22 protein-coding genes are annotated in these 20,588 nt (G+C 70.3%); 10 read left to right on the top strand and 12 right to left on the bottom strand.

What is annotated here, in order from left to right; all coding sequences use genetic code 11:
• Positions 1 to 57 precede the first annotated feature (57 nt).
• The 3 genes from FXF65_RS01125 to FXF65_RS01115 all read left to right on the top strand — a co-directional run bounded on the left by FXF65_RS01125 (position 58) and on the right by FXF65_RS01115 (position 1,901).
• Positions 58 to 468 (top strand): hypothetical protein, encoded by a 411-nt coding sequence (locus FXF65_RS01125; protein ID WP_148347631.1) that lies wholly within the window; start codon positions 58 to 60, stop codon positions 466 to 468.
• 74 nt (positions 469 to 542) lie between these two features.
• Entirely contained in the window at positions 543 to 1,211 is a 669-nt protein-coding gene (locus FXF65_RS01120) for a dienelactone hydrolase family protein (protein ID WP_148347630.1), read from the top strand.
• 144 nt (positions 1,212 to 1,355) lie between these two features.
• Positions 1,356 to 1,901 carry a hypothetical protein gene (locus tag FXF65_RS01115; protein WP_222868303.1) on the top strand — a complete coding sequence of 182 codons (546 nt, stop codon included), beginning with the start codon at positions 1,356 to 1,358 and terminating at the stop codon, positions 1,899 to 1,901.
• Positions 1,902 to 1,962: 61 nt separating this feature from the next.
• Here FXF65_RS01115 and FXF65_RS01110 read toward each other — a convergent pair whose 3' ends face one another.
• The 4 genes from FXF65_RS01110 to FXF65_RS01095 form a co-directional block, all read right to left on the bottom strand.
• Positions 1,963 to 3,531 carry an alpha/beta hydrolase gene (locus tag FXF65_RS01110; RefSeq protein WP_222868302.1) on the bottom strand — a complete coding sequence of 523 codons (1,569 nt, stop codon included), beginning with the start codon at positions 3,529 to 3,531 and terminating at the stop codon, positions 1,963 to 1,965.
• 169 nt (positions 3,532 to 3,700) lie between these two features.
• A complete protein-coding gene (locus FXF65_RS01105) occupies positions 3,701 to 4,597 on the bottom strand; it encodes an intradiol ring-cleavage dioxygenase (RefSeq protein ID WP_222868301.1) in 897 nt (298 codons plus the stop codon).
• 93 nt (positions 4,598 to 4,690) lie between these two features.
• Positions 4,691 to 5,065 (bottom strand): hypothetical protein, encoded by a 375-nt coding sequence (locus FXF65_RS01100; RefSeq protein WP_148347629.1) that lies wholly within the window; start codon positions 5,063 to 5,065, stop codon positions 4,691 to 4,693.
• Entirely contained in the window at positions 5,044 to 5,448 is a 405-nt protein-coding gene (locus FXF65_RS01095) for an ATP-binding protein (RefSeq protein WP_187412010.1), read from the bottom strand. Before FXF65_RS01095 ends, FXF65_RS01100 begins: the two co-directional genes overlap by 22 nt.
• 237 nt (positions 5,449 to 5,685) lie before the next feature.
• On the opposite strand from FXF65_RS01095, the gene FXF65_RS01090 reads away from it, so the two are divergent.
• The 3 genes from FXF65_RS01090 to FXF65_RS01080 all read left to right on the top strand — a co-directional run bounded on the left by FXF65_RS01090 (position 5,686) and on the right by FXF65_RS01080 (position 8,013).
• A complete protein-coding gene (locus FXF65_RS01090; RefSeq protein WP_148347627.1) occupies positions 5,686 to 6,501 on the top strand; it encodes a helix-turn-helix domain-containing protein in 816 nt (271 codons plus the stop codon).
• A complete protein-coding gene (locus FXF65_RS01085) occupies positions 6,498 to 6,677 on the top strand; it encodes a DUF397 domain-containing protein (protein WP_148347626.1) in 180 nt (59 codons plus the stop codon). The genes FXF65_RS01090 and FXF65_RS01085 overlap by 4 nt, the downstream gene beginning before the upstream one ends.
• A 265-nt stretch (positions 6,678 to 6,942) precedes the next feature.
• Entirely contained in the window at positions 6,943 to 8,013 is a 1,071-nt protein-coding gene (locus tag FXF65_RS01080; RefSeq protein ID WP_148347625.1) for a methyltransferase domain-containing protein, read from the top strand.
• Between the two features lie 785 nt (positions 8,014 to 8,798).
• On the opposite strand, the gene FXF65_RS01070 is transcribed toward FXF65_RS01080, so the two are convergent.
• Both FXF65_RS01070 and FXF65_RS01065 read right to left on the bottom strand, forming a co-directional pair.
• Positions 8,799 to 9,005, bottom strand: coding sequence for a hypothetical protein (locus tag FXF65_RS01070; protein ID WP_148347624.1), 207 nt, complete (start codon positions 9,003 to 9,005; stop codon positions 8,799 to 8,801).
• A gap of 40 nt (positions 9,006 to 9,045) precedes the next feature.
• Entirely contained in the window at positions 9,046 to 10,536 is a 1,491-nt protein-coding gene (locus FXF65_RS01065) for a peptide deformylase (protein ID WP_148347623.1), read from the bottom strand.
• A gap of 153 nt (positions 10,537 to 10,689) precedes the next feature.
• Here FXF65_RS01065 and FXF65_RS01060 point away from each other — a divergent pair, with 153 nt between their 5' ends.
• Together FXF65_RS01060 and FXF65_RS01055 are read left to right on the top strand one after the other, a co-directional pair.
• Positions 10,690 to 11,145: a glycine-rich domain-containing protein gene (locus FXF65_RS01060; RefSeq protein WP_148347622.1), complete on the top strand. Its 456-nt coding sequence runs from the start codon at positions 10,690 to 10,692 to the stop codon at positions 11,143 to 11,145.
• A gap of 22 nt (positions 11,146 to 11,167) precedes the next feature.
• Positions 11,168 to 11,977 carry a phosphotransferase gene (locus FXF65_RS01055; RefSeq protein ID WP_187412009.1) on the top strand — a complete coding sequence of 270 codons (810 nt, stop codon included), beginning with the start codon at positions 11,168 to 11,170 and terminating at the stop codon, positions 11,975 to 11,977.
• 67 nt (positions 11,978 to 12,044) lie between these two features.
• Here the strand turns inward: FXF65_RS01055 and FXF65_RS01050 are convergent, their stop codons facing one another.
• Together FXF65_RS01050 and FXF65_RS01045 are read right to left on the bottom strand one after the other, a co-directional pair.
• Positions 12,045 to 12,836, bottom strand: a complete 792-nt coding sequence (locus tag FXF65_RS01050; protein ID WP_148347620.1) for a hypothetical protein — start codon at positions 12,834 to 12,836, stop codon at positions 12,045 to 12,047.
• Between the two features lie 96 nt (positions 12,837 to 12,932).
• The gene (locus FXF65_RS01045) at positions 12,933 to 13,400 is read right to left on the bottom strand and encodes a hypothetical protein (protein WP_148347619.1); all 468 of its coding nucleotides are present in this window, start codon (positions 13,398 to 13,400) and stop codon (positions 12,933 to 12,935) included.
• A 98-nt stretch (positions 13,401 to 13,498) separates the two neighbouring features.
• Between FXF65_RS01045 and FXF65_RS01040 the strand changes: the two genes are divergently transcribed.
• Positions 13,499 to 14,461: an ATP-binding cassette domain-containing protein gene (locus FXF65_RS01040; protein ID WP_148347618.1), complete on the top strand. Its 963-nt coding sequence runs from the start codon at positions 13,499 to 13,501 to the stop codon at positions 14,459 to 14,461.
• The gene (locus FXF65_RS01035; protein ID WP_148347617.1) at positions 14,458 to 15,243 is read left to right on the top strand and encodes an ABC transporter permease; all 786 of its coding nucleotides are present in this window, start codon (positions 14,458 to 14,460) and stop codon (positions 15,241 to 15,243) included. The genes FXF65_RS01040 and FXF65_RS01035 overlap by 4 nt, the downstream gene beginning before the upstream one ends.
• Positions 15,244 to 15,253: 10 nt before the next feature.
• On the opposite strand, the gene FXF65_RS01030 is transcribed toward FXF65_RS01035, so the two are convergent.
• The 4 genes from FXF65_RS01030 to FXF65_RS01015 form a co-directional block, all read right to left on the bottom strand.
• Positions 15,254 to 18,403, bottom strand: coding sequence for an ATP-binding protein (locus FXF65_RS01030; RefSeq protein ID WP_148347616.1), 3,150 nt, complete (start codon positions 18,401 to 18,403; stop codon positions 15,254 to 15,256).
• A gap of 57 nt (positions 18,404 to 18,460) precedes the next feature.
• Positions 18,461 to 19,381 carry an HAD family hydrolase gene (locus FXF65_RS01025; protein WP_148347615.1) on the bottom strand — a complete coding sequence of 307 codons (921 nt, stop codon included), beginning with the start codon at positions 19,379 to 19,381 and terminating at the stop codon, positions 18,461 to 18,463.
• Between the two features lie 57 nt (positions 19,382 to 19,438).
• On the bottom strand, positions 19,439 to 19,627 hold the full coding sequence (locus tag FXF65_RS01020; RefSeq protein ID WP_148347614.1) for a hypothetical protein: 189 nt from the start codon (positions 19,625 to 19,627) through the stop codon (positions 19,439 to 19,441).
• 184 nt (positions 19,628 to 19,811) lie between these two features.
• Complete coding sequence (locus FXF65_RS01015) at positions 19,812 to 20,489, bottom strand: sigma-70 family RNA polymerase sigma factor (RefSeq protein WP_148347613.1); 678 nt, start codon at positions 20,487 to 20,489, stop codon at positions 19,812 to 19,814.
• Positions 20,490 to 20,588: the final 99 nt, after the last annotated feature.

Here is a 20,588-nt window from a genome sequence, read left to right as displayed (position 1 = left end):
GATCCGTGGGACGGGTATGCCCGTGCAATGGGCATGGGCATTCTTCTCAGACTTCTCGTGGCCGGTGGCCTGGCGGCGGACGCCGTCGTCCACTGGCGGTTCGCGCCGGACATGGCGCCGGGCCCGCACACTCCGAGCGACACCATCCCCGGCGACGACCTGTTCTACGGCCAGGCGATCGCCGCAGCCGTCGCGGCCGTGCTCGTCCTGGTCTGGGCGCGGAAATGGACGTTCGCGATCGCGTTCGTCGTCGCGGCGAGCGCGGCCGGGGCCGTCCTGCTGTACTACTCCGTCGACTTCGGACGGATCGGCCCGATCCCGCGCATGTACGACCCGTCCTGGTACAGCGACAAGACGATCAGCCTGGCGGGTGAGCTGGTCGCGGCGCTCGCCGCGCTGGCCGGGTTCTTCACCGTGCGGCGGCCGGAACGCAGCGAGGAGCCCGCGCCCGCGTCGGTCCAGCGTTGACGTCCGTCCAGCGTTGACGTCCGTCCGGCGTTGACGTCCGGCATGGGCGGGCGGGGGAGGGGTAGCCCGGCCCTATGGACACCGCGGACGTGACGCTCGACCTGGCGGACGCGACGCTGCCGGGCGACCTCGCCCTGCCCGGCGGCGAGCCCGGCGGCGTGGTGCTGTTCGCGCACGGCAGCGGCAGCTCGCGGCACAGCCCGCGCAACCGCGCCGTCGCCGCCGGGCTCAACGAGGCGGGGATCGGCACGCTGCTCATCGACCTCCTCACCGCCGAGGAGGACGAGCGCGACGCCGTCACCGCCGAGCTGCGCTTCGACATCGGGCTGCTGACCAGGCGGCTCGCCGGGGCGATCGACTGGCTCTCCGCCGCGCCCGCGACGGCGGGCCGCCCGGTCGGGCTGTTCGGCGCGAGCACCGGCGCGGCGGCGGCGCTCGCGGCGGCGGCGGAACGTCCCGGACGGGTCGCGGCGGTTGTGTCCCGGGGCGGCCGCCCGGACCTCGCCGGGGGCGCGCTCGGCCGGGTCGCCGCGCCCGTCCTGCTGATCGTCGGCGCCCGCGACCCAGTGGTGCTCCGGCTGAACGACGAGGCGGCGGGACGGCTCCGGGGCGCCGTCCACCGGTTGGAGGTCGTACCGCGCGCGTCCCACCTGTTCGAGGAGCCCGGCACGCTGGAGCGGGTCACCGACCTGGCCGCGCAGTGGTTCGCCCGGTACCTGACGCAGCAGTCCGCCGTGCCGTAACCGGGCGGCGTACCCCGCGCGGCGTAGGCGCTTCGCCGTGTTGTGCGCCGTTCGCCGTACCCCCGGTGTCGCCGCGCACGGGACGTCTTTCCGTCCGCGAACCGGGATCGTCTTTCCGGGACGCACCGGAAAGGACGTGACGACATGGCGGCACAGGAAGCCCAGACCGTACGCGCGCCGAGCCCGACCGCTCGGCTCCCGCTCGGACGAGGCTGGCGGCGGGCGACGCTCATCGTGCACATCGTGTCCGCCGGGGCGTGGATCGGGATCGACGTGATCGTGGCCGTGCTCGTCCTGACCGGACGTTACGGCGGGAGCGGCGACGTCCGCGGGCTCGCCTACCGGGCGCTGGCGACGTTCGTGGTCTGGCCGATGCTGACCAGCGGGCTCGTCTGCTTGGCCAGCGGAGTCGTGCTCGGGCTGGGCACGAAATGGGGCCTGCTCCGCTACTGGTGGGTGGCGATCAAGCTGACGCTGAACCTCATCCTCTGCTCCCTGATCCTGGTGGCGCTGCAACCGGGAATGGGCGAGGTCGACGACTACGGCCGGACGCTGGCGGCAGGTGGTGCGCCCGATCCGGGCCGCGTTTCCGACCTGTTCTACCCGCCCGCCGTGTCGCTGACGGCGCTGACGCTGGCGACCGTCCTCGCGGTGACGAAGCCGTGGGGCCGCGTCCGCCGCCGTGGTTGAAGCCCGCGGCTGAGCGGCGCGCCGCCCGGCGTGCCGGATCGCCGGACGACGCGCCGCGGTATCAGCGTACGAGCGGCGCCGGGTCCGGTCGCTCGGCCCCCTGGGTCGCGGCCACCGCGGGGGCGGCGGCGACCCAGACCGGGTCCGGATCCGGCAGCTTGTCGCAGGTGCGGTCGACGAGGCCGCGGTTCGCGGGCAGCGTGCCGTCCCGCAGGTAGGCGACGAGGGTGTCGTCCAGGCACCGGTTGCCCGCGAACGTGATCGCGTGGCTGCCGCCGCCGCGCTCCACGACGAGCCGGGCGCCCGGCAGCGCCCGCGCCATGTCGACGCCGCCCTCGTATGGCGTCGCCGGGTCGTCCGTCGCTTGGAAGAGCAGCATCGGCGGCAGGCCGCGTCCGTCGATGCGGGTCCGGTTCCCCGCCTTGACCGGCCACGTCAGGCAGGCGGCGTTGAACCACATGTTGTTGTAGGTGTAGAAGGGTGCCTTCTCGTTGACCTTCGCCTGGTCCTTCTTCCAGAAGCGGAAGTCGCGGGGCCACTTGCTGTCCGAGCATTGGACGGCGTTGTACAGGTCGAACGAGTCGTCCGTCGGATCGGGCGCCGCGTACCGCTCATAGGCGGTGACGAGCGGAGCAGTGTCCTTCGAGTTCGTGTACGCGGACAGGACCGTCGCGAGCCGAGGCCAGCGCAGGATGTTGTAGCCGCCCGCGACCTGGGTGTCGTCGAACTCGTCCGGGCCGATGCGTCCGACCGGGTGCGCGCGGAGCGAGGTGCGCATGGCGTACCACTTGTCCTCGACGTCGTCCGGGTCGGTGCCGAGGTGGTAGACGCCGTCCGCCCTGGCGACCCAGGCGGCGAACGCCTTGAACCGCTTCTCGTGCTGGAGGTCCTGCAGCACGTTGTGGTCGTACCAGGGGATGGACGGCCCGACGATGCTGTCCAGGACGAACCGGCGGACGCGCGACGGGTAGAGCTGCGCGTACGTGGAGCCGAGCGTCGTCCCGTACGACCAGCCGAAGAAGTTGATCTTCTCGGCGCCGAGCGCGCGGCGGATCGCGTCCATGTCCCGGACGTGGTCGACCGTCGACAGGTGCGGCAGCAGTTCCGCGTGTTTCTCCGTGCAGTTCCGGACGTATCCCGCCGCCTTCGCGAGCCAGGTCTCCGTGGTGCCCTGGCTGACCTGGAAGTCGGGACGAGGCCCGTCGAAATAGTGCGGGTCGCAGGACATGCGCGGCTCGCTGTGCTGCGACCCGCGCAGGTCGAAGCCGATCCAGTCATAGGCGGCGGCGACGTCCGGCGGCAGTTGCGACGGGATGTACGACGCCATCCACAGCCCACTGATGCCGGGCCCGCCCGGATTCAGCAGTACAGGCCCCTGCCGCTGATCTTCGGGCGCGGTGGCGGGCAGCCGGTTGATCGCGATCTTCACCGTCCGCCCGTCCGGCCGGGCGTGATCGAGCGGGACCTCCAGCATCGCGCACTGCAAGGTCGGAGCCTCCGGCTCCGCGCAGTCCTGCCATTGGACTCCCTGCGCGACGGCGGCCTGCGGAACGCCGCCGACCACCGCTCCCACGGCGACCCCGGCCGCGGCGATGACCGCGCCCGCGCGTCTCCTTCTCCGGGCTTTCACCGGCTGCCTCCCTGATCTCAGTGTGAAATTGCAGTGTACAATTGCATACCTCTCCGAAAGCTGTCCAGGGAGCCGCCGGAGGCTTCGAAATTCCCTGTCAGGACGCGGTTCCCGGCACCTCCCGGCCTGCGGGAGGTGCCGGTTCAACGAGCCTCGGATTGACCGCCGATCAGTTCGCAGGCGGGGTGGCGGTCGGATCGACGCCCAGCGTGATGGTCGCGAGGAGCCCGCGCTCGAACCGGCCCTTGTGGAGCGGCCGGATCGTCAGCAGGCCCGAGTTGGCCTGCTGGTAGATGAAGTCGTCCTCCAACTTCACGCGTTCCAGAGTGTTGTCCTTGTACGGGGACAGTTTGGCGACCTTCTCCGCCAGGTCTTCCGCGAAGTAAAGCTGACCGGTGTGGCTCACATGGCCACCCGTGTAGGTCTGCTTCTTAGGGTCGACCTTGCCTCCGATGTGGACTTTCACGTGGATGTGGAGTGCGCGGCCCTGGTACCAGCCGGGGTAGACGGTCGCGAACTCGGCGTCACCGTGCCCATTGGCGAGTTGGACGCCGCGCAGGAACGTCAGGTCGTTCACCGGCTCCTGGTGCATGCCACCGCCACCACCGGGCGGCGGCCCGGTCGGAGCGCCGGTGGGCGGCGTTCCGGTGGGCGGCGTCCCTCCTCCGCCGGGCAGGGTGTTGCCGTCGTAGCCGGAGTAGACGCCGCCCGCGTCGCAGTGCCAGATGTCCACGGCCGCCTTGGGGATGGGACGGCACGTGCGGGAGTCGACGACGGTCGTCCGCAGGATGAGCGGAACTCCTGGCCGGTCCTCGGTGACGTTGCGCCGGACCATCTCGTAGTCCAGGTAGTACGGGCCTTCGATCGACTCGGGCGACAGCACGCACGACGGCTGCTTCGTGCCGGACGCGGCGGACGCGGGCGTCGCGGTTCCGCTATCGGCGCCACCGACGAGCACGACGCCGCCCGCAGCGGCACCGACCGTCAGGCCGACGCCGCCCATCGCGGTCAACGCGGCCCGGCGACTCAGCCCTGGGCGCTCCACTGCCTTCTCGTCTTCGTGCATGGGAGCCTCCTCGTGGGGGACGGGGCCGCGGTCAGCCAAACGAGATCACCTTAGATCTCAATAGGGCGAGGATGAGATTCGAGTGAGCTTTTCTCAGAAGGTGGACGGGAAAAGCCGGTGCTTGAGAACGCGGTCGATCTGGACGGCGGCGGTCTCGGGGTCCCCGCAGGGGCACAGGTAGCCGTGGCGTCCCCAGGTGGCTTCGTGGTACGCCCAGCCGCCGCCGGGGACGGCGAGGACGTTGACGACCATTCCGATGTCCTTCGTCGCCCTCGCGTAGACCCAGAGTAGGGGGACGGGCACCGGGAATTCGTCCCGCCGGTAGAAGCGCATGAACCGCCAGCCGCGCGGCGCGAGTTCGTCGGCGAGGTCCTCCAGGTATTGCGTCGCCGTCTCGTGGCCGCCGAGGGTCCGCCAGCGCAGCAGAATGCGCTGGGTTTGGACGACTAGAGCCCGCATTTCGCCCACGTGACCTTTCCTCCGTCCGGCAGCGGCCGGATACCCCAGTCGCACGCGAGGCAGGCCACCAGCGTCAGCCCGCGCCCGCTGGTCGCGGCGCGGTTCTCCGGCTGGACGACCGGCCACCCGAGGCCGCCGTCCCTGACCTCGATGACCGGCAGGCCGTCGCGCTCGTCCTTGAACACGTGCACGGCAACGGGCCCGTCCCCATGCTGCACAGCATTCGTGACCAGCTCAGACACGATGAGGCGCCCGTCGTCGTCCAGGAGCCCCCACTCGGCGAACCGCGCGGAGAGGAATCGTCGCGCCCTTCCCGGAGCCTCCGCATTGGGTTGGAGGACGCATTCGCCTTCCCCGCCCATCAGGACCGCCCCCTTTGTGAATGCGCTCATCGCCCCGCCCGATTTGCCGGACGAGTGGCGAAAATGCATTCCGTTATGACCGGTTCGGGGGGAACTGTCAAAACGATCGTCTCGAACATTCCGGCCTCCATTTCCATCGACCTCTAGCCGAGCATCGCGCAAAGTGCCATGCTGTTTAACGTGTTCGGCACGCCATGAGCCGGACCCGGGGCTTAGCCGGGTCTCATTGGTCGTCATGGGTCATCGACTGGTCATCGGGAGACACAAATGCCGCAGCCGCCAAAGCTCCTCACGCCCTCGAACAGCCCGCTCGACCTGTTCGGCTCAGAGGTCCGCAGATACCGCGTCCTGGCGAATTACAGCATCAAGCAACTCGCCGCCAAGATCCCCTACAGCCCCTCATTCATCGGCGTGGTGGAACGCGCGGAATCCCACTGCGAACGCGCCTTCGCGGAGCACTGCGACGCCGTCCTCGACACCAAGCAGGCCCTGTCCCACCTCCACGACGGCCTCTTCGGCAACAAGAAGGACGCCTTCCCGGAGTGGTTCCGCAAGTGGCCCACCGTCGAGGAGGAGGCGGGAACTCTCAAGGTCTACAGCCCGATCGTTGTACACGGCCTGCTCCAGATGGAGGCGTACGCAAGTGCGCTTCTCTTCGGAGACAGCCAAGCGATCGACGCGCGCATGGCACGTCAGGCCATCCTTACGCGGGCGGACCCCGTGCCTCCGCGCCTGATCTACGTTCTCCCAGAGACCGTCCTCTGGTACGACGTCGGCGGACGTGATGTGATGCGATCACAGCTCGACTGCCTCGCTGGGGCCAGCAACGATCGCCTTAGCATTCAGGTCGTACCCAACGGGGCACGTCATCCCGGCAATCAGGGGGAGTTCATGATTGCGACCCTGCCCGGCGGCGAGGAGATCGCTTTTGCTGACTCGGCGGGCCGTGGGATCATGATGGACACGCGCGAGGACATCTACAGACTTAAAGAGCGATTCGACGCGATCGCCACGCAGGCCCTCCCGACGAGCCTCAGCGCCGATCTGATCGCCCACACGATTGAAGAGAAGTGGACAACATGAAGCGACCCCTCACATGGCGTAAGTCGACCCGTAGTGGAAGTGACGGCGGTAGTTGCGTTGAGCTGGCCGGGTTGAACGACGATGTGGCGATCCGAGACTCGAAGGACCCGCGCGGCCCGATCCTTGTCGTGTCGCGTGTGGCCTTGCGCGATGCCATCCGATCTGCTGAGAGGTAAGGTCGTCGTAGCGAGGAAAGGGCTGCCTTCGGGCGGCCCTTTTTAGTTGGCCCCTCTCCGAGAGTGCCGACGCCTTATCGTTGTTCTGTGGTTCGGCGTCGAGGTTCGGCGGGAGAAGGACAAAAGAGATGGGCAAGCACAAGAGGGAAGTAGCGTGCGGTATGTGCAACGGCACGGGGAGAGTGAAGACGGGAGGGGGTGACGGCAAGTCCGGAGGAATGCCTCAGGAGGTCACGTGCACCGGCTGCAATGGAACTGGTAAGCAGTGAACTCACGAGAGGCGCTCAGAGGCGTTCCCCGGGAGATCTTCGTTCCGGACGAGATCTGGGTACGTGGCGACGATTGGCTGTTGACGCCCCTTCGTCGTCAGGACGAACCGGATGAGTGGGCTCGGCTGGTCGCTTCGGAGGATGAGGCGATCATCACGCGGGTGAGCGACGCTCCGTGGCCGGTCCCCACCAGTTCCAGCAGCGCGCCCGCCGTAATGGCAGAGATGATCGATGCCCTCGCGCTGGCCGAGAGCATGGGGGTTTTGGAGATCGGCACCGGCACCGGTTACAACGCGGCCGTGATGTGCGCGATCACGGGAACTCGTGTCGTCTCCATAGAAGTCGCCCCTGATGTAGCTGCTCAGGCCCGCGCGGCGCTGATCGGGGCCGGGTATCCGGTTGAGGTGGTCACGGGTGACGGAGCCCAGGGAGTTCCTGCCTTCGCACCGTTCGACCGCGTCATCGCCACGGCCGCCGTCCGAGACGTCCCTTATGCGTGGGTGGAGCAGACCAGGCCGGGCGGCCGGGTGGTCATGCCGTGGCGCAACGACCTGGTTGAGGGTGGTCGGCTGCTGGTGCTCGACGTCTCCGCGGACGGGTCCGCCGCGGGCCGGTTCGGCGGCGGCCTCTCCTTCATGCCCCTGCGCCAGCAACCCCTACCCAAGTTCGTCCCCTGGGTGAGCGACAACGAAGAAGGCGACTACGAGGAGACCACCACGCGGGTGGATCCTCGCGAGGTGCTCGACGGCCGGAACCGGGGCGCAAAATTCGCCATCGGCCTTCGGCTCCCAGGCTGCACCGATGGACGCACCATCAACGAGGACGGAACCGAGACGTTCCGACTGTCCCACTTTGAATCCGGTTCCTGGGCCGGATTCACTCCCGGTAATGGCGAGCACGTCGTGAAGCAGCACGGCACGCGCCGACTCTGGGACGAACTCGAAGCCGCCTACTCATGGTGGCTGGAGGCCGACCGGCCAGGTCCCGACCGCTTCGGAATCACCGTAACCCCGCAGGGCCAAACAATCTGGCTCGACTCACCAACAGGGATGAACTGGTCCGTGTGACCGTGAACGCGGCACCGCCGTCCGCGACTCGAAGGACTTACGCGGCCCGATCCTTTTCGTATCGCGTGCGGCCCTTCGTGATGCCATCCGATCTGTGGATGAGTGCGGTTGCCGGGTTCTTTGCGGTGTGGTGGCGAAAGGCTCAGTGAGCCGGTGCAGTGCGCATCGGCCGTCCGGCATGCCCGACGTCCCGCGCCGCAAGGGCGCGGGCGAGAACCCGCAACAGGAGATCCACCACCGTGAGCTACGACGAGCAGCGCGACGACCAGGACGAACAGCGGGTCGAGGTCACCGAATCCGAAGAGGATAAGATCGCCGACGCGGTCGAGGGCCCCTGCTGAAGAAGAAGCGCGCCCGTCCTCGCCTAATGGGGCGGGCGTCAGTCCCGCCTTATGGGGAAGACTTCCGGTTCCTGAGGCCCTCCTCGCACGCCTTCACAAATTCGGCTTGGCCGGCGGGGAACTCCGCACCCTCTATAGAAGCGCCGTATCCGGCAGCTCCGGCGCAATTTTCGTTGCCCACGCCGCCTTCCCCTTGGGACGCGTACTCTCTGACCTCCTTGTAGGTCAAAGTCTCCCCTGTCGACGAGTCTCTCATTACGATCGTGTCGTCTTTGGACGACCCACAAGCCGTGAGGGCAAGCAGAAGGCACAGGGTGCACAGCAGGAGGATGCCGAGTGCCGATGACCGGGGCAGAGGTCTGGCAGGTGGGTTCATGATGATCCTGTCGTCCGAAGCCTTGGCGGGGCGCGACGTGTGTGGGACGCCCGAGGGGTGCGGGCTGTTCACCGGCGACACGATCCGGCCCGCCCGCGCTGTGCGGCGTCCAGCAGTGTCGGCGACGAGGCGAAGATCATGAGGTCGGACAGGACTGGGATGAGGTAGGCCACGAGCCCACCGGTGCCCGTCGCGCGCACCACGTCCAGCCCGTGCTGGGAGGAGATGACGGCGGTGATTGCGGCGGATGTGCCGAACGTCAGTGCGGCCGCCACGACGTCGCGCTCGGCGTCACTGATCCGGCGGCCGGGAGGCTCAGGGGTAAGTCCACGGCTTTCCGGTGTTGCGATACTCCTCCACGGGGATGGGGGTTGTGCCGTCGAGCATGCGGTCGGTGTAGAGGCGTCCGTACAGATGGTCGATCTCATGTGCGGCCAGGCGGGCGAGGCCGGTGTCGAGGGCGATGATTACTTGCCGGCCGTCCAGGCGGGTGTGTTCGATCTCCAGGCGCAGCGGGCGTGGGACCAGGCCGCGTACCTCGAAGAAGCTCAGGCAGCCCTCGTACTGCACGTCGGTCTCGGACGACGAGCTGACGACGCGGGGGTTGAGCAGCACGAGCGGTTCGTCGTCGGGGTCGGGAGGCTGGACGAGGGCGGCGGCGCGGCCGATCCCTATCTGCGGAGCGGCCAGGCCCATGCCCTTGCCGAACACGTGGTGCTCGCGGACCCGTTGCATCGCCGCGAACAGCCTGTCCACGACGTCGTTGGCCACCTCGGCCTCGGTCGGCAGGTCGAACGGCCGCGCCGTCGCCGACAGGACCGGGTCGCCGCGCTGAACGATTCCTGCGGCCTTCATCCGGTCGCTGGCGGTGCGCAACTCGGGACGCGGTTGGTCGTCGTCGCGGGCGCGGAAACGCCATTCCAGCCGGTAACGGGCACCCATGGGCGGATCCTGGGTGGCCCAGGAGAAAAATACCCGCTCGCCGTCGACCGCGCGGGCGATCGGGGTTCGCAGCGGGACCGCCTCGGCGGTGGTGGACGTTTCAGTGCCCCACACCACCGGATTCAGTTCGGCGGGGAAGACCAGGTCGACCGATAACCGCCGAGTGGGCAGCCGCACGGCCCGCTGAAACCAGGGGCCCCAGCGGTCGTGATCGACCTGGTAGCCGTACTCCAGAACCGTGTGCTGTCCGGGATAGAGCGGGAAGCGGCCGCGATCGTTCTCCAGGCGGAGCCACGCTTCCTTGAACGAGTCCCGGTCATGCTTGGACGTCCAGTTCATGGGCTCGCCATCGCAGGTTGCGTCAAGTGCGAGCTCGCCCCAGGTCAGAGGTCGCGCCCGGTAGAGAGCGTTGGACCGCTCGGGCTGGCCCGGATAGCGGTCGACGCTGATGCGCATCAGGTAGCGGGTGACCGGTTCGGCGCCGCCGTTGAACAGCTTGCGGCGCTGGACGGGCCGGTACATCCGCCCGTCGTAGTGCAACCGCGCGTGATCCTCCTCCACGATCAGTCCATCGGCCTGGCCGGTGTCGGGACCACGGGCGGCGGTTCCCTCGGCCCGCCACGCCTGCCACAGCGCGCCGCCCGCGCTCAGGACGCTCTCGGCTTTGCGGGCGAAATCCTCACTGGCCTGGTGCCGTCCGGCCTCGACATGGCTGACGTAGGACGGGTCGTAACCCATCGCGGCGGCCAGCTTCTTCTTGGACATCCCGCGATGTTCGCGCCACCGGGTCAGCGCCAAGCCGAAGGAGGGCACCTCGCCCGCGGGCTTGCCCTCCGCAGGAGGGACGGGACGACTCGGTGGCATGCCTCAATCCTCTCCCGAATAAGGAGTGAGGGCGTGAATGAACCGTGAATGAAGCCGGTTCAGCCTGGTTTCAGCGCCTCCACGGGAGGTCCCCTGGATCTGACCGCAGACATCTCGTCCCGCTCCTCGCGGGGCACGCCGCTGGAGGTACTGATGACAGTCACCACCGAACGGGCGACCGGAATCGCCCTCGAACCACGCGAACTGGTGGACCGCGCCCTGTTCGACAAGCTGTCGGCGTACGTCGCCAAGCACCAGGAGGTCACGCGCTCCTACGCCGAGGGCGTGGTCGGACAGACGCTGGTCTGGTTGCGGGCCGTCGCCGACAATCCCGGTGTCCGGCTGGCCATGTCCGAGACGGTCGACCCTGGATGGCACGCCTTCCTGCTCCACTCCCAGGACTACGCCCGGTACTGCGCGGACAACCTCGGCTACTACCTGCACCACGTCCCGCCCACCCCGGGTGTGGCCGCGTGCGAGGAAGAGATCGCTCGGACGCTCCCGGCGCTGCGCGCCACCGGATACCGGGTCGACGACGAGCATTGGGCGGGTACCGCGTACCCGTGCTGCCCGCCCGACCCCTGCGTGGTGAAGGCACCTCGCGCCTGATCGCGTGGCAGGCTCTCCTTTCGTGGATCGTGTCGAGTGGGAGAGTCTGCCGTCCGATCTGCGGGACGCCGTCCAAGAGGCGGTGGGGCCGCTGGTGAAGGTCGAGCCGGTCGGTGAAGGGCGGCGTTCGGCGCTTGCCGTCGTCGCGTACACCGGTGGCGGACGGCTGTTCCTCAAGGGGGCACCCGTCGCGGACGGGCGGGCGGGGGCTCAGCTTGCCCGCGAGGCCGTCGTCAATCCCTGGGTGCGCACCGTTGCCCCGGCGCTGGCATGTGACGTTGAAGCCGGAGGGTGGCGGCTGCTCGGGTTTGAGCATGTGGAAGGGCGGCGCGCCGATTACACGCCCGGCTCACGGGACCTGGACGCCGTCCTCGAAACGCTTGCGGCGGTGGACGCCCTGCGGGTTCCCGCCGAGGTGGACGTGCTGTGTTTCGAGAGGCGGTGGTCCAACTACGCCGTCGTGCCGAGGGACCTGAGCCGTATCGCGGGGACGGTGCTTCTGCACACCGACCTCAATCCCGGGAACGTGCTCTTGACCGGCGTGAATGCGCGACTGGTGGATTGGGGCATGGCTTCAAGGGGCGCGCGACTGGTGAACCCTTCCGACTTGGTGGTCAACCTTGTCGCGTGTGGTCACGCGCCCCGCGAAGCCGAGGCAGTCGTGCGCGAACTGGACGCGTGGGCGGATGCCGACCCGGTGACGGTCGACTACTACGCCAGGCTGCTAGCCACCACATGGCTGGAGGCGTTCTGGACGCCCACGCATCCCTGGACGCGGACCGTGGTGGACGCGGCCGTTCGCTGGGCGATGCATCGACGAGCCCGGCGCTGACGACCAGCCGCCGGGGCGGGTCCTTAGGCCGTGGTGCCTGGGCCCGCCCCGGCGGCAGGGGTGGCGTCTAGTCCATTTCGAATTGTTCGACTACGTAGTCGACTACGTCCTTGCCGTACTTGGTGTTCAGTGTGGCGAGGTGGGGGTCGTAGAGCTTCTTGATGGGGGCGAGTTTCTCGCTGTCTTCGCCAAGCACGTCCTCGCGCGTGCGGATCAGGACGTTGTACTCGAGGCTGGTGGTCTCCATGTCGGGGACGGGCGTCTTGCGCTTGCTCGTTGAGGGGCTCGCACTGCTCGGGGTCATTCGGGCGGCCACCAGGCTGGAGACCAGGCTGAGCATGGCCAGCACCTGGTTGGCCCGCAACGCGGGCGACTGGTGCTGCGTCGTCGCGGAGAAGTCTCCGTCTTTGACCTGCTTGGTAAGCGTGGCGAGCTTCTCGGACTCTCCGCCGATCCCCTTGAGGGCGGTGTGGAGTCGGTAGAAGGGCAGGACGTGCAGTTCGAATTCGTGGAGCCCGGTGGTGATGAGCCTCGCGCTTGACGTTCCGATTTCCGCCGAGTTGAGCCAGACCTCGACCCGCGTCGATTCGAGGGCGCCCGCCCATTCGGAGAGGCTGCCGACGTCGGGCGTCTGGGCGATTAAGGCGAACGGGTCCGTGGTCGACTTCTTTCCGTAGAGCCCGGCGAAGGTCCAGCCCAGCACGTTGGTGAGCGTGGTCGAGGGCGGCATCGCGGAATAGGTGAAGGTGACGGTGAAGTCCTTGGCTTCATTGATGGCGCGCACCGTGTCGGGCGCGGTGCTGTGGGCCTTGATCGCGTCGAGGACGGGCTGGGTGGTGGTGTTGGCCTGGAACACCATGGCGGAGTCTCCCCGTGTGCGTGGCGAACGTGCGGCACGCCCATCGTCTGCTCTGCCGGTACCGCTGGCATCCCCCATATGCCGTAGCCGGGGAGGCTAGTTCTGGGGGCCGGGGTCGCATTCGTACTTGTTCAGTGCGTCGAATGCCGGTCTGTTCTGTTTGCCGTAGAGAGGGGTGACGACGTCGCGGATCAGGGCGCCCTTTTTGAGGTGGGTTGAGGACTCCTTGATCGCCTTTAGGACGGTGCGGAAGTGGGCGGCGATGTCCGGTGGGGCGGTTGACTCCATTTCTTCGCCCCAGGTGAGGATTAGGGCGGCCTTTCGGCGGAGTTCTTTGAAGTCCAGCGGTTGGCCTTCCATTGCCCGGCCCGCGTCGGCGGTGTAAGCGATCAGGCCGACCTGGAACGTCGAAAGGTCGAGGCAGAACGCTGATGCGGGTGAGGTCGATGGCGCCGGTTTTGGTGCGGTGGTTTGCGGGACGGCCGGGGAGCCGTCCGAGTTTGAGCAGCCCGCGATCAGCGGCGTTGCCAGCAGGAGCGCGGCCAGGGTGCGGGGAACGGTCATGGGCGGAGGGTAGGGAGCGGGGCGAGGGAGGGGTCCCGAAGGTGGTCTGAAACCGGGATGAAAGTCGGGTGAAGCCGCGTCCCGGCAGGGTTCAGGGCATGGACACGGAACCACGGCAGACGGCCATTTTCGCGAAAGGGCTGCGGAAGGCGTTCAAGGACAAGGTCGTCCTTGATGGGATCGATCTCGACGTTCCGCGCGGGACGATTTTCGCGCTCCTCGGCCCTAATGGTGCTGGGAAGACCACGGCGGTGCGGATTCTGTCGACGTTGCTCCGGGCGGACGGTGGAGAAGCGCGGATCGCCGGGTGCGATCTCGTGAAGGACGCCGACGGGGTGCGGCGGGCGATCGGGGTCACCGGGCAGTACTCGGCGGTCGACGGGCTGCTCACCGGGCGGGAGAACCTGATCATGGTGGCCGACCTGCACCATCTCGGGAAGGAGACCGCCCGGCGGGTGGCGGACGCCCTGCTTGAGCGGTTCGACCTCCTGGACGCCGCCCGCAAGCAGGTCAGCACCTACTCCGGCGGCATGCGGCGGCGGCTCGACCTCGCGATGACGCTGGTCGGCGACCCGCGGATCGTCTTCCTCGACGAACCCACCACCGGGCTCGACCCGCGCAGCCGCAGGACCATGTGGGAGATCATCCAGGGCCTCGCCCGGGGCGGCGTGACGATCTTCCTGACCACGCAGTACCTGGAGGAGGCGGACCGGCTCGCCGACCGGATCGCCGTCCTGGACGGCGGGCGCCTCGTCGCCGAGGGCACGTCGGAGGAGCTGAAGCGGCTCGTCCCGGGCGGGCACGTCCGGCTGCGGTTCGCGGACCTCGCGGCGCTCGACGCGGCGGCCCGGACGCTCGGCGTCGTCACCCGGCACGACGACGCGCTCGCCTTGCAGGTGCCGAGCGACGGCGGCGTCCGGTCGCTGCGGGCCCTGCTCGGACGGCTGGAGGACGCGGCCGTCGAGGTCGAGGAGATGTCCGTCCACACACCCGACCTGGACGACGTGTTCCTGGCGCTGACCGGACGTCCCGAAAAGAACGAGAAGGTGGCCTCGAAATGACCGCGTTCACCCAGGCGACCGCCGACTCCGCCACGATGCTGCGCCGCAACCTGCGGCACGCGCTGCGCTATCCGTCCCTGACGATCGCGGGGATGATGATGCCGATCCTGATCCTGCTGCTGTTCGTCGGCGTGTTCGGCAACGCGCTCGGGGACGGCGTCGGCGGCGGCGCGAAGGGCGACTACATCTCCTACGTCGCGCCGGGGATCATCCTGATGGCGATCGCGTCCGGGTGCCTGTCGACGTCCATCGCCATCTGCACGGACATGACCGAGGGGATCGTCGACCGGTTCCGCACCATGGCGATCGCGCGGTCGTCGCTGCTCACCGGGCACGTCGTCGGCAGCATGATCCAGACGGTGGTGAGCACGGCGGGCGTCGTCGCGGTCGCCGTCGCGATGGGCTACCGGACGCACGCCGCCCTGCTCGACTGGCTCGCCGCGACCGGCCTGCTGGTGCTGCTCATGTTCGCGCTGACCTGGGTGGCCGTCACGCTCGGGCTCATCGCGAAGAACCCGGAGGGCGCGAGCAACTCGCCGCTGATCATCCAGTTCCTGCCGTTCGTGGGGAGCGCGATCGTCCCGCCGGAGTCGATGCCCGCCGGGGTGCGGTGGTTCGCCGAGTACCAGCCGTTCACGCCGGTCAACGAGGCGCTTCGCGGGTTCCTCGCGGGGACGCCGAACGGGCACGACACGGTGGTCTCGCTCATCTGGTGCGTCGGTCTCGCGGTGGCCGGCTACACCTGCTCGAAGGTCCTGTTCGACCGGAAGGCGCCGCGCTAGACGCGCCGCGCTAGGCGATCAGCGCCCGGACGGCGGCACGCAGTTCCGCGCGGCCCAGCCCCGCGTACTCCGACACCGCGTCGGCGTACGCGGGGCCGTCGGCGTCCTCGGCGACGGCGCGGGCCGCCGCCGGGGACATCGTCGGCTGGAACACCCGGACGAAGTGCAGCCGCTCCGCCAGCGCCACGGCCCGCGCGGTGCGGGTCCGGACGCGCGGCGGGGCCTCGGACGTCCAGCCCGCGCGGGCGAGGTCGGCGAGGGCCAGCGCCAGCAGCAGTCCGCCGCAGATCGGCAGGTCCATGAACGACACCGGCATCGGGGGCTGCGGCTCGGCGAGCAGCCCGGCGAGCATCGCGGGCAGCCCGGCCGCGACGTCCTCGACGAGGTCGAGCCGACCGTGCCGGGCGTGGGCGACGACGGTGACGCTGTGCGCCTCCAGCGTCCACGGGTCGGCGACGGGCGGCGCGACCGGGTTCTCCTCCTCGGCCAGCCGCTCGACGGCCTCCCGCCACAGCCGCAGCCCGGTCTCGGCGTCGCCGCGCGCGAACGCGATCTCGGCGCGGGCGCCGAGGTTGAACGTGGCGGTGCCGAACGTCTCGTCCGGGCCGGACACGAGCGACCGGTCGAGCCAGTGCTCCGCCTCGTCCACCTCGCCCAGGTGCAGGTGGACGGCCCCGAGCGCCCAGAGCAGCCCGAACATGTCCCGCCAGCCGTACTGCTTCAGCAGGTCGAGGGAGACGCGCAGGTAGTGCGCCGCCCGCTCGCCCTGGTCGAGCTGCATGAGCAGTTCGCCGAGCCGCGAGTTGGCGACCAGCTTGAGGCACGGGTTCCGGGACACGTCGAGCATCGCCTCGGTGGCGGCCAGCGCGCCCGCCACGTCGCCGTTCCGCTCCCGGACGTACCCGGCGACGCAGTTCGCCAGCCCGGCGAGGATCGGGTCGTCGCTCGCGCGCAGGCCGTCCAGGACGGACGTCTCACCGTCCGCGAGGATCTCCGGCGTGGCCGCCGCGAGGACCGCGGCCGCGCCCGGCAGCCCGCCGGACGCGGGGGCCGGGAGCCTGCGCAGCGCGACCAGCGCCCGCGTCACCGACGGGCCCTTCAGCAGGAACGTGGTCAGGACGTTCAGCGCCAGCGCCGCGCGGGTGATCTCGACGTCGGCCGGGCCGGGGCGGAAGCGGCTCAGCGTCCCGGCCGTGTCGTACGCCAGGACGATCATCCGGCCGTAGGCGGACTCCAGCGTCCACATCCCGGCGAGCGTCGCCGTCACCGCCGCGACGGAGGCGGCGTCGTCGCGGTCGAGGCCCTCGCGGAGCGCCTGGTGGAGGTTGTCCTGCTCGGCCCGGACGCGCCGCATCGGGCCGACCGGCTCCGCCCCGAACAGCGACTCGTGGTGCTCCGCGCCGAATTCGCGGGCCCAGGCGAGCAGGCCGTCGACGGCCCGCTCCGTCTCGTCCGCCGCCTCGCGGTGCGCCGCGCCGAACTCCCGGACGGTCTCCAGCATGCGGAACCGCGTCCCCGCCTCGCCCTCGACCGTCTCCAGCAGCGACTGGCCGACGAGATCGTCCAGGATCTCCAGGGCGTCGCCGCCGAGGAGATGGCGGGCGGCGTCCGCCGTGAAACCGCCCGGGAAGACCGACAGCGCGCGCATGGCGGCGCGTCCGGACGGGCCGAGCAGGTTCCAGCTCCACTCGACGACGGCGTGCATGGTGCGGTGCCTGGACGGCGCGTCCCGCGCGTTCCCACGCAGGAGGGCGAACCGGTCGTCCAGCCCGCCCGCGATCTCCGCCACCGACATGACCCGGACGCGCGCCGCCGCCAGCTCGATCGCGAGCGGCAGCCCGTCCAGGCGGCGGCAGAGCCCGGCCACCGCGTCCGCCGGGACGTCGGCCGCCGGACGCGCCGCGTGCGCGCGCTGCCGGAACAGCTCGGCGGACGTCGCGAGGTCCAGCGCGGGCAGCGGGTACACCGACTCCGACGACAGGCCGAGCGGGGCGCGGCTCGTCGTCAGCACCCGCAGGTCGCGGGTCATCGACACGAGCGCGCCGACCAGGTCGGCGGCGCCTTCGACGACGTGCTCGCAGTTGTCCAGGACGAGCAGCACCGGCCCCGGACCGAGCGCCTCCACGATCCCGCCCGCGCGGTCGGCGGGACCGGTGAGCCGTCCGCGCGCGGCCTGGTGCGGGCCGCCGACGCCGAGCGCGGACGCGACCTCCGCCGACACGTCCCCGTCCCGCGACACCCCGGCCAGCGGCACGACGTGCACGGCGCGGTGCGGGGCGTCCCGCGCGACGGCGTTCGCCAGCCGCGTCTTGCCGAGCCCGCCGGGGCCCACGACCGACGTCACACGGGACGTCCGCAGCAGGGCGAGCACGGCGGCGACGTCGCCGTCCCGGCCGAGCAGCGGGTTCGGCTCGTGCGCCACGCCCCGCCGGACCGCCGGGGCCTCCGCGCGCAGCAACTCCTGTTGGACGCCCCGCAGCGCGGCCCCCGGGTCCGTGCCCAGCTCGTCGCGGAGGGCGCGCCGGTAGTCCTCGAAGCGGGCCAGCGCGGCGGACGGTCCCGCCGTCGCCGCCTCGCAGCGCAGCAGTTCGGCGAGGACCTCCTCGTCCCTCGGGTACTCGCGGGCCGCGGCGGCGAGCGCCTCGAAGCCCTCCGCGCGCCGATCGAGTCGGGCCAGGGCGAGCGCGCGGGAACGGGTCAGCGTCCAGTAGGTGGAGGCCCGGTCGGCGCGCAGCGCGGACAGCGGGTCGTCCCCGTCGCCCGGTTCGGGCGGGCCGTCCCAGAGCGCGAGGCCGTCCTCGGCGTGCGCGAGCGCCGCCTTGTGGTCGCCGTCGCGGGACGCGCGGGCGCTCGCGGACGCGGCGAGCAGCACCGCCGACACGTCCACCGCCGCCTCGGGAAGGCCCAGCCGGTAGCCCGCCGGGGTGCTCGCGACGACGTCCGCGCCGAGCCCCGAACGGGCCCGCGACACGACGACCTGGAGCGCCTTCGCCGGGTTCTCCGGACGCTCGTCCGGCCACAGGCCCGCGACCAGCCGCGGCACGGACACGCCCGCGCGCGGCTCGGCGGCGAGCAGGGCGAGCAGCGCGCGCAGCCGGGGGCTCGTGACGTCCCGGCCGCGGCAGGCGACCTTGGACAAAAGCGTCAGCTCGACGGTCACGGGCCCCAGGCTAGACGGCCCGCCCGCGCCGAACGGTCATGCGCGGCAGCCCGGCCCTCAGGCGCGGTAGTGGCGGCGCAGCGCGATGCCTGCGGCGACGCCGCCCGCGAGCGCGCCCGCCCCGGCCGCGGCGGGCAGCGCGATCATCGTGACCCGGCGCCCGGTGCGGAAGTCGTGGATCGGCCAGCCGTTCTCCTTCGCGTGCTCGCGCAGCCCGGCGTCCGGGTTCACGGCGTGCGGATGGCCGACGGCCGTGAGCATCGGCAGGTCGTTGATCGAGTCGCTGTAGGCCGCGCAGCGCGCGAGGTCGAGGCCCTCCCGCTGCGCCAGCGCGCGGACGGCCTCCGCCTTCGCGGGACCGTGCAGCAGGTTGCCGACGAGCCGCCCGGTGTAGAGGCCGTCGTGGGTCTCGGCGACGGTGCCGAGCGCGCCGGTGAGGCCGAGGCGGTGCGCGATCGTCCGGGCGACCTCGACGGGCGTCGCGGTGACGAGCCAGACCTGCTGGCCCGCGTCCAGGTGCTGGAGGGCGAGGGTGCGGGTGCCGTGCCAGATCCGGTCCGCCATCACCTCGTCGTAGATCTCCTCGCTGAGCTTGACGATCCCGGCGACCTTCTGCCCGGCGACGAACGCGAGCGCCGCCTCCTTCGCGCTGCCGATGTGCTCGGAGTTCTCGGTGCCGCGCATCCGGAACGCGGCCTGCCCCCACGCGAACATGGCGAGGTCGCGCATGGTGAACAGCTTCCGGGAGGCGAGCCCGCGCGCGAAGTAGTAGATCGACGCCCCGCGCATCATCGTGTTGTCGACGTCGAAGAACGCCGCCGCCGCCGGGTCGGGCTTCGGCAGCGGGACCGGCTCGGCCGCCGCCGCGGCGGCGGCCTTCCCGGCGCTCACGTGGTCCTGGTGCCTGCCGCGCCACTGCAGGAGGCTCAGGGGCCGGGACACGCGCTGCCAGATCTCCCGCTGCCGGTTTCGCCGCATGGGCCGAGCCTAGTTGACCGCTTTTCGCCTTTCCGCTCGCCATCCCGGCGAAGGTGATCAGTCGACCGTCTCCCGCGCGACCTCCCCTCGTCCGTGGTCGTGGAAGTCCTCGCCCCGGCCGTTCGCCGCCGCGACGAGCCGCTCGCGCAGCACGGCGCGGAAGCGCGGGTCGGGACCCGCCTCGCTCATCCTCAGCCGGGCGAGCGAACTTCCCTGCTCATCGGTCTTGCCCCGCCTGGTTCTCACCGGCCGCTCCCTTGCGGAGTCCAGGCGCCATCGCGCTCTCCTGCCCGGGAAACGACCGAACTGCACGGAGGGTTACGGCCGGTGCTCGGAGGAGTGGTGCGGATAACGGCCCAGCCGTGCGCCGAGCGGTACCACCGGTCCGATGAGCGGCGAAGGCTCAGCGCCGAAGGTCAGCGGCGAAGGCTCAGCGCCGAAGGTCGTCGGGGAGCATGCGGCCCAGCGACCGGACGGCGCGGTACTGCAACGCCTTGATCGCACCCGGCTTCTTGCCCATGACGAGCGCCGTCTCCGCGACCGACAGCCCGTGCAGGAACCGCAGGACGACGCACTCCTGCTGCTCGGACCCGAGCAGCCGGACGGCCTCCAGCAGCGTCCGGTTCGTCATCGCGTCGAGGACGGCCCGCTCCGGCCCCTCCTGGTGCCGGTCCGGCTCGACCAGCTCGCCGGTGCAGACCTCCAGCCGGTACCGGCTGGACTTGAAGTGGTCGGCGACGAGGTTCCGCGCGATCGTGACGAGCCAGGCCCCGAAGTCCTTGCCCTGCCAGTGGAAATCGCAGATGCGGCGGAGCGCCCGGAGGAACGTCTCGCTCGTCAGGTCCTCGGTGATGGAGTGCGTCCCGACCCGGTAGTAGACGTAGCGGTAGACGAGTTCGACGTAGTGGTCGTAGAGGCAGCCGAAGGCTTCGGGGTCGCCGTCCCGCGCGCGGAGCACCAGCGCCTTGAGCACTTCGGCGCGGTCGGCGGCACGGTCGGCGTCGCGCCGCGCGGCGCCCGGCCGCGCCAGCGGACGGGGCAGCGCGCGGGGTTGCTGGCTGGGCCGGGGAAGCGGGAGGACCCCGGCGTCGAGGGACAAGCTGCTCATGCAGTTCTCCTCGGGGCGTACGCGACCTCCGGCGTGAATTGCCACTCTAGATACCGATAGGTACGCCGGGCAATGGTGTAGGTGGACGGGCGGTTACCC

The organism is Actinomadura syzygii (assembly GCF_008085905.1).
In the GTDB taxonomy this organism is placed as follows: domain Bacteria; phylum Actinomycetota; class Actinomycetes; order Streptosporangiales; family Streptosporangiaceae; genus Spirillospora; species Spirillospora syzygii.
Note: the sequence above shows the minus strand (reverse complement) of the source record. Positions and strands in the feature narration are given on the sequence as shown.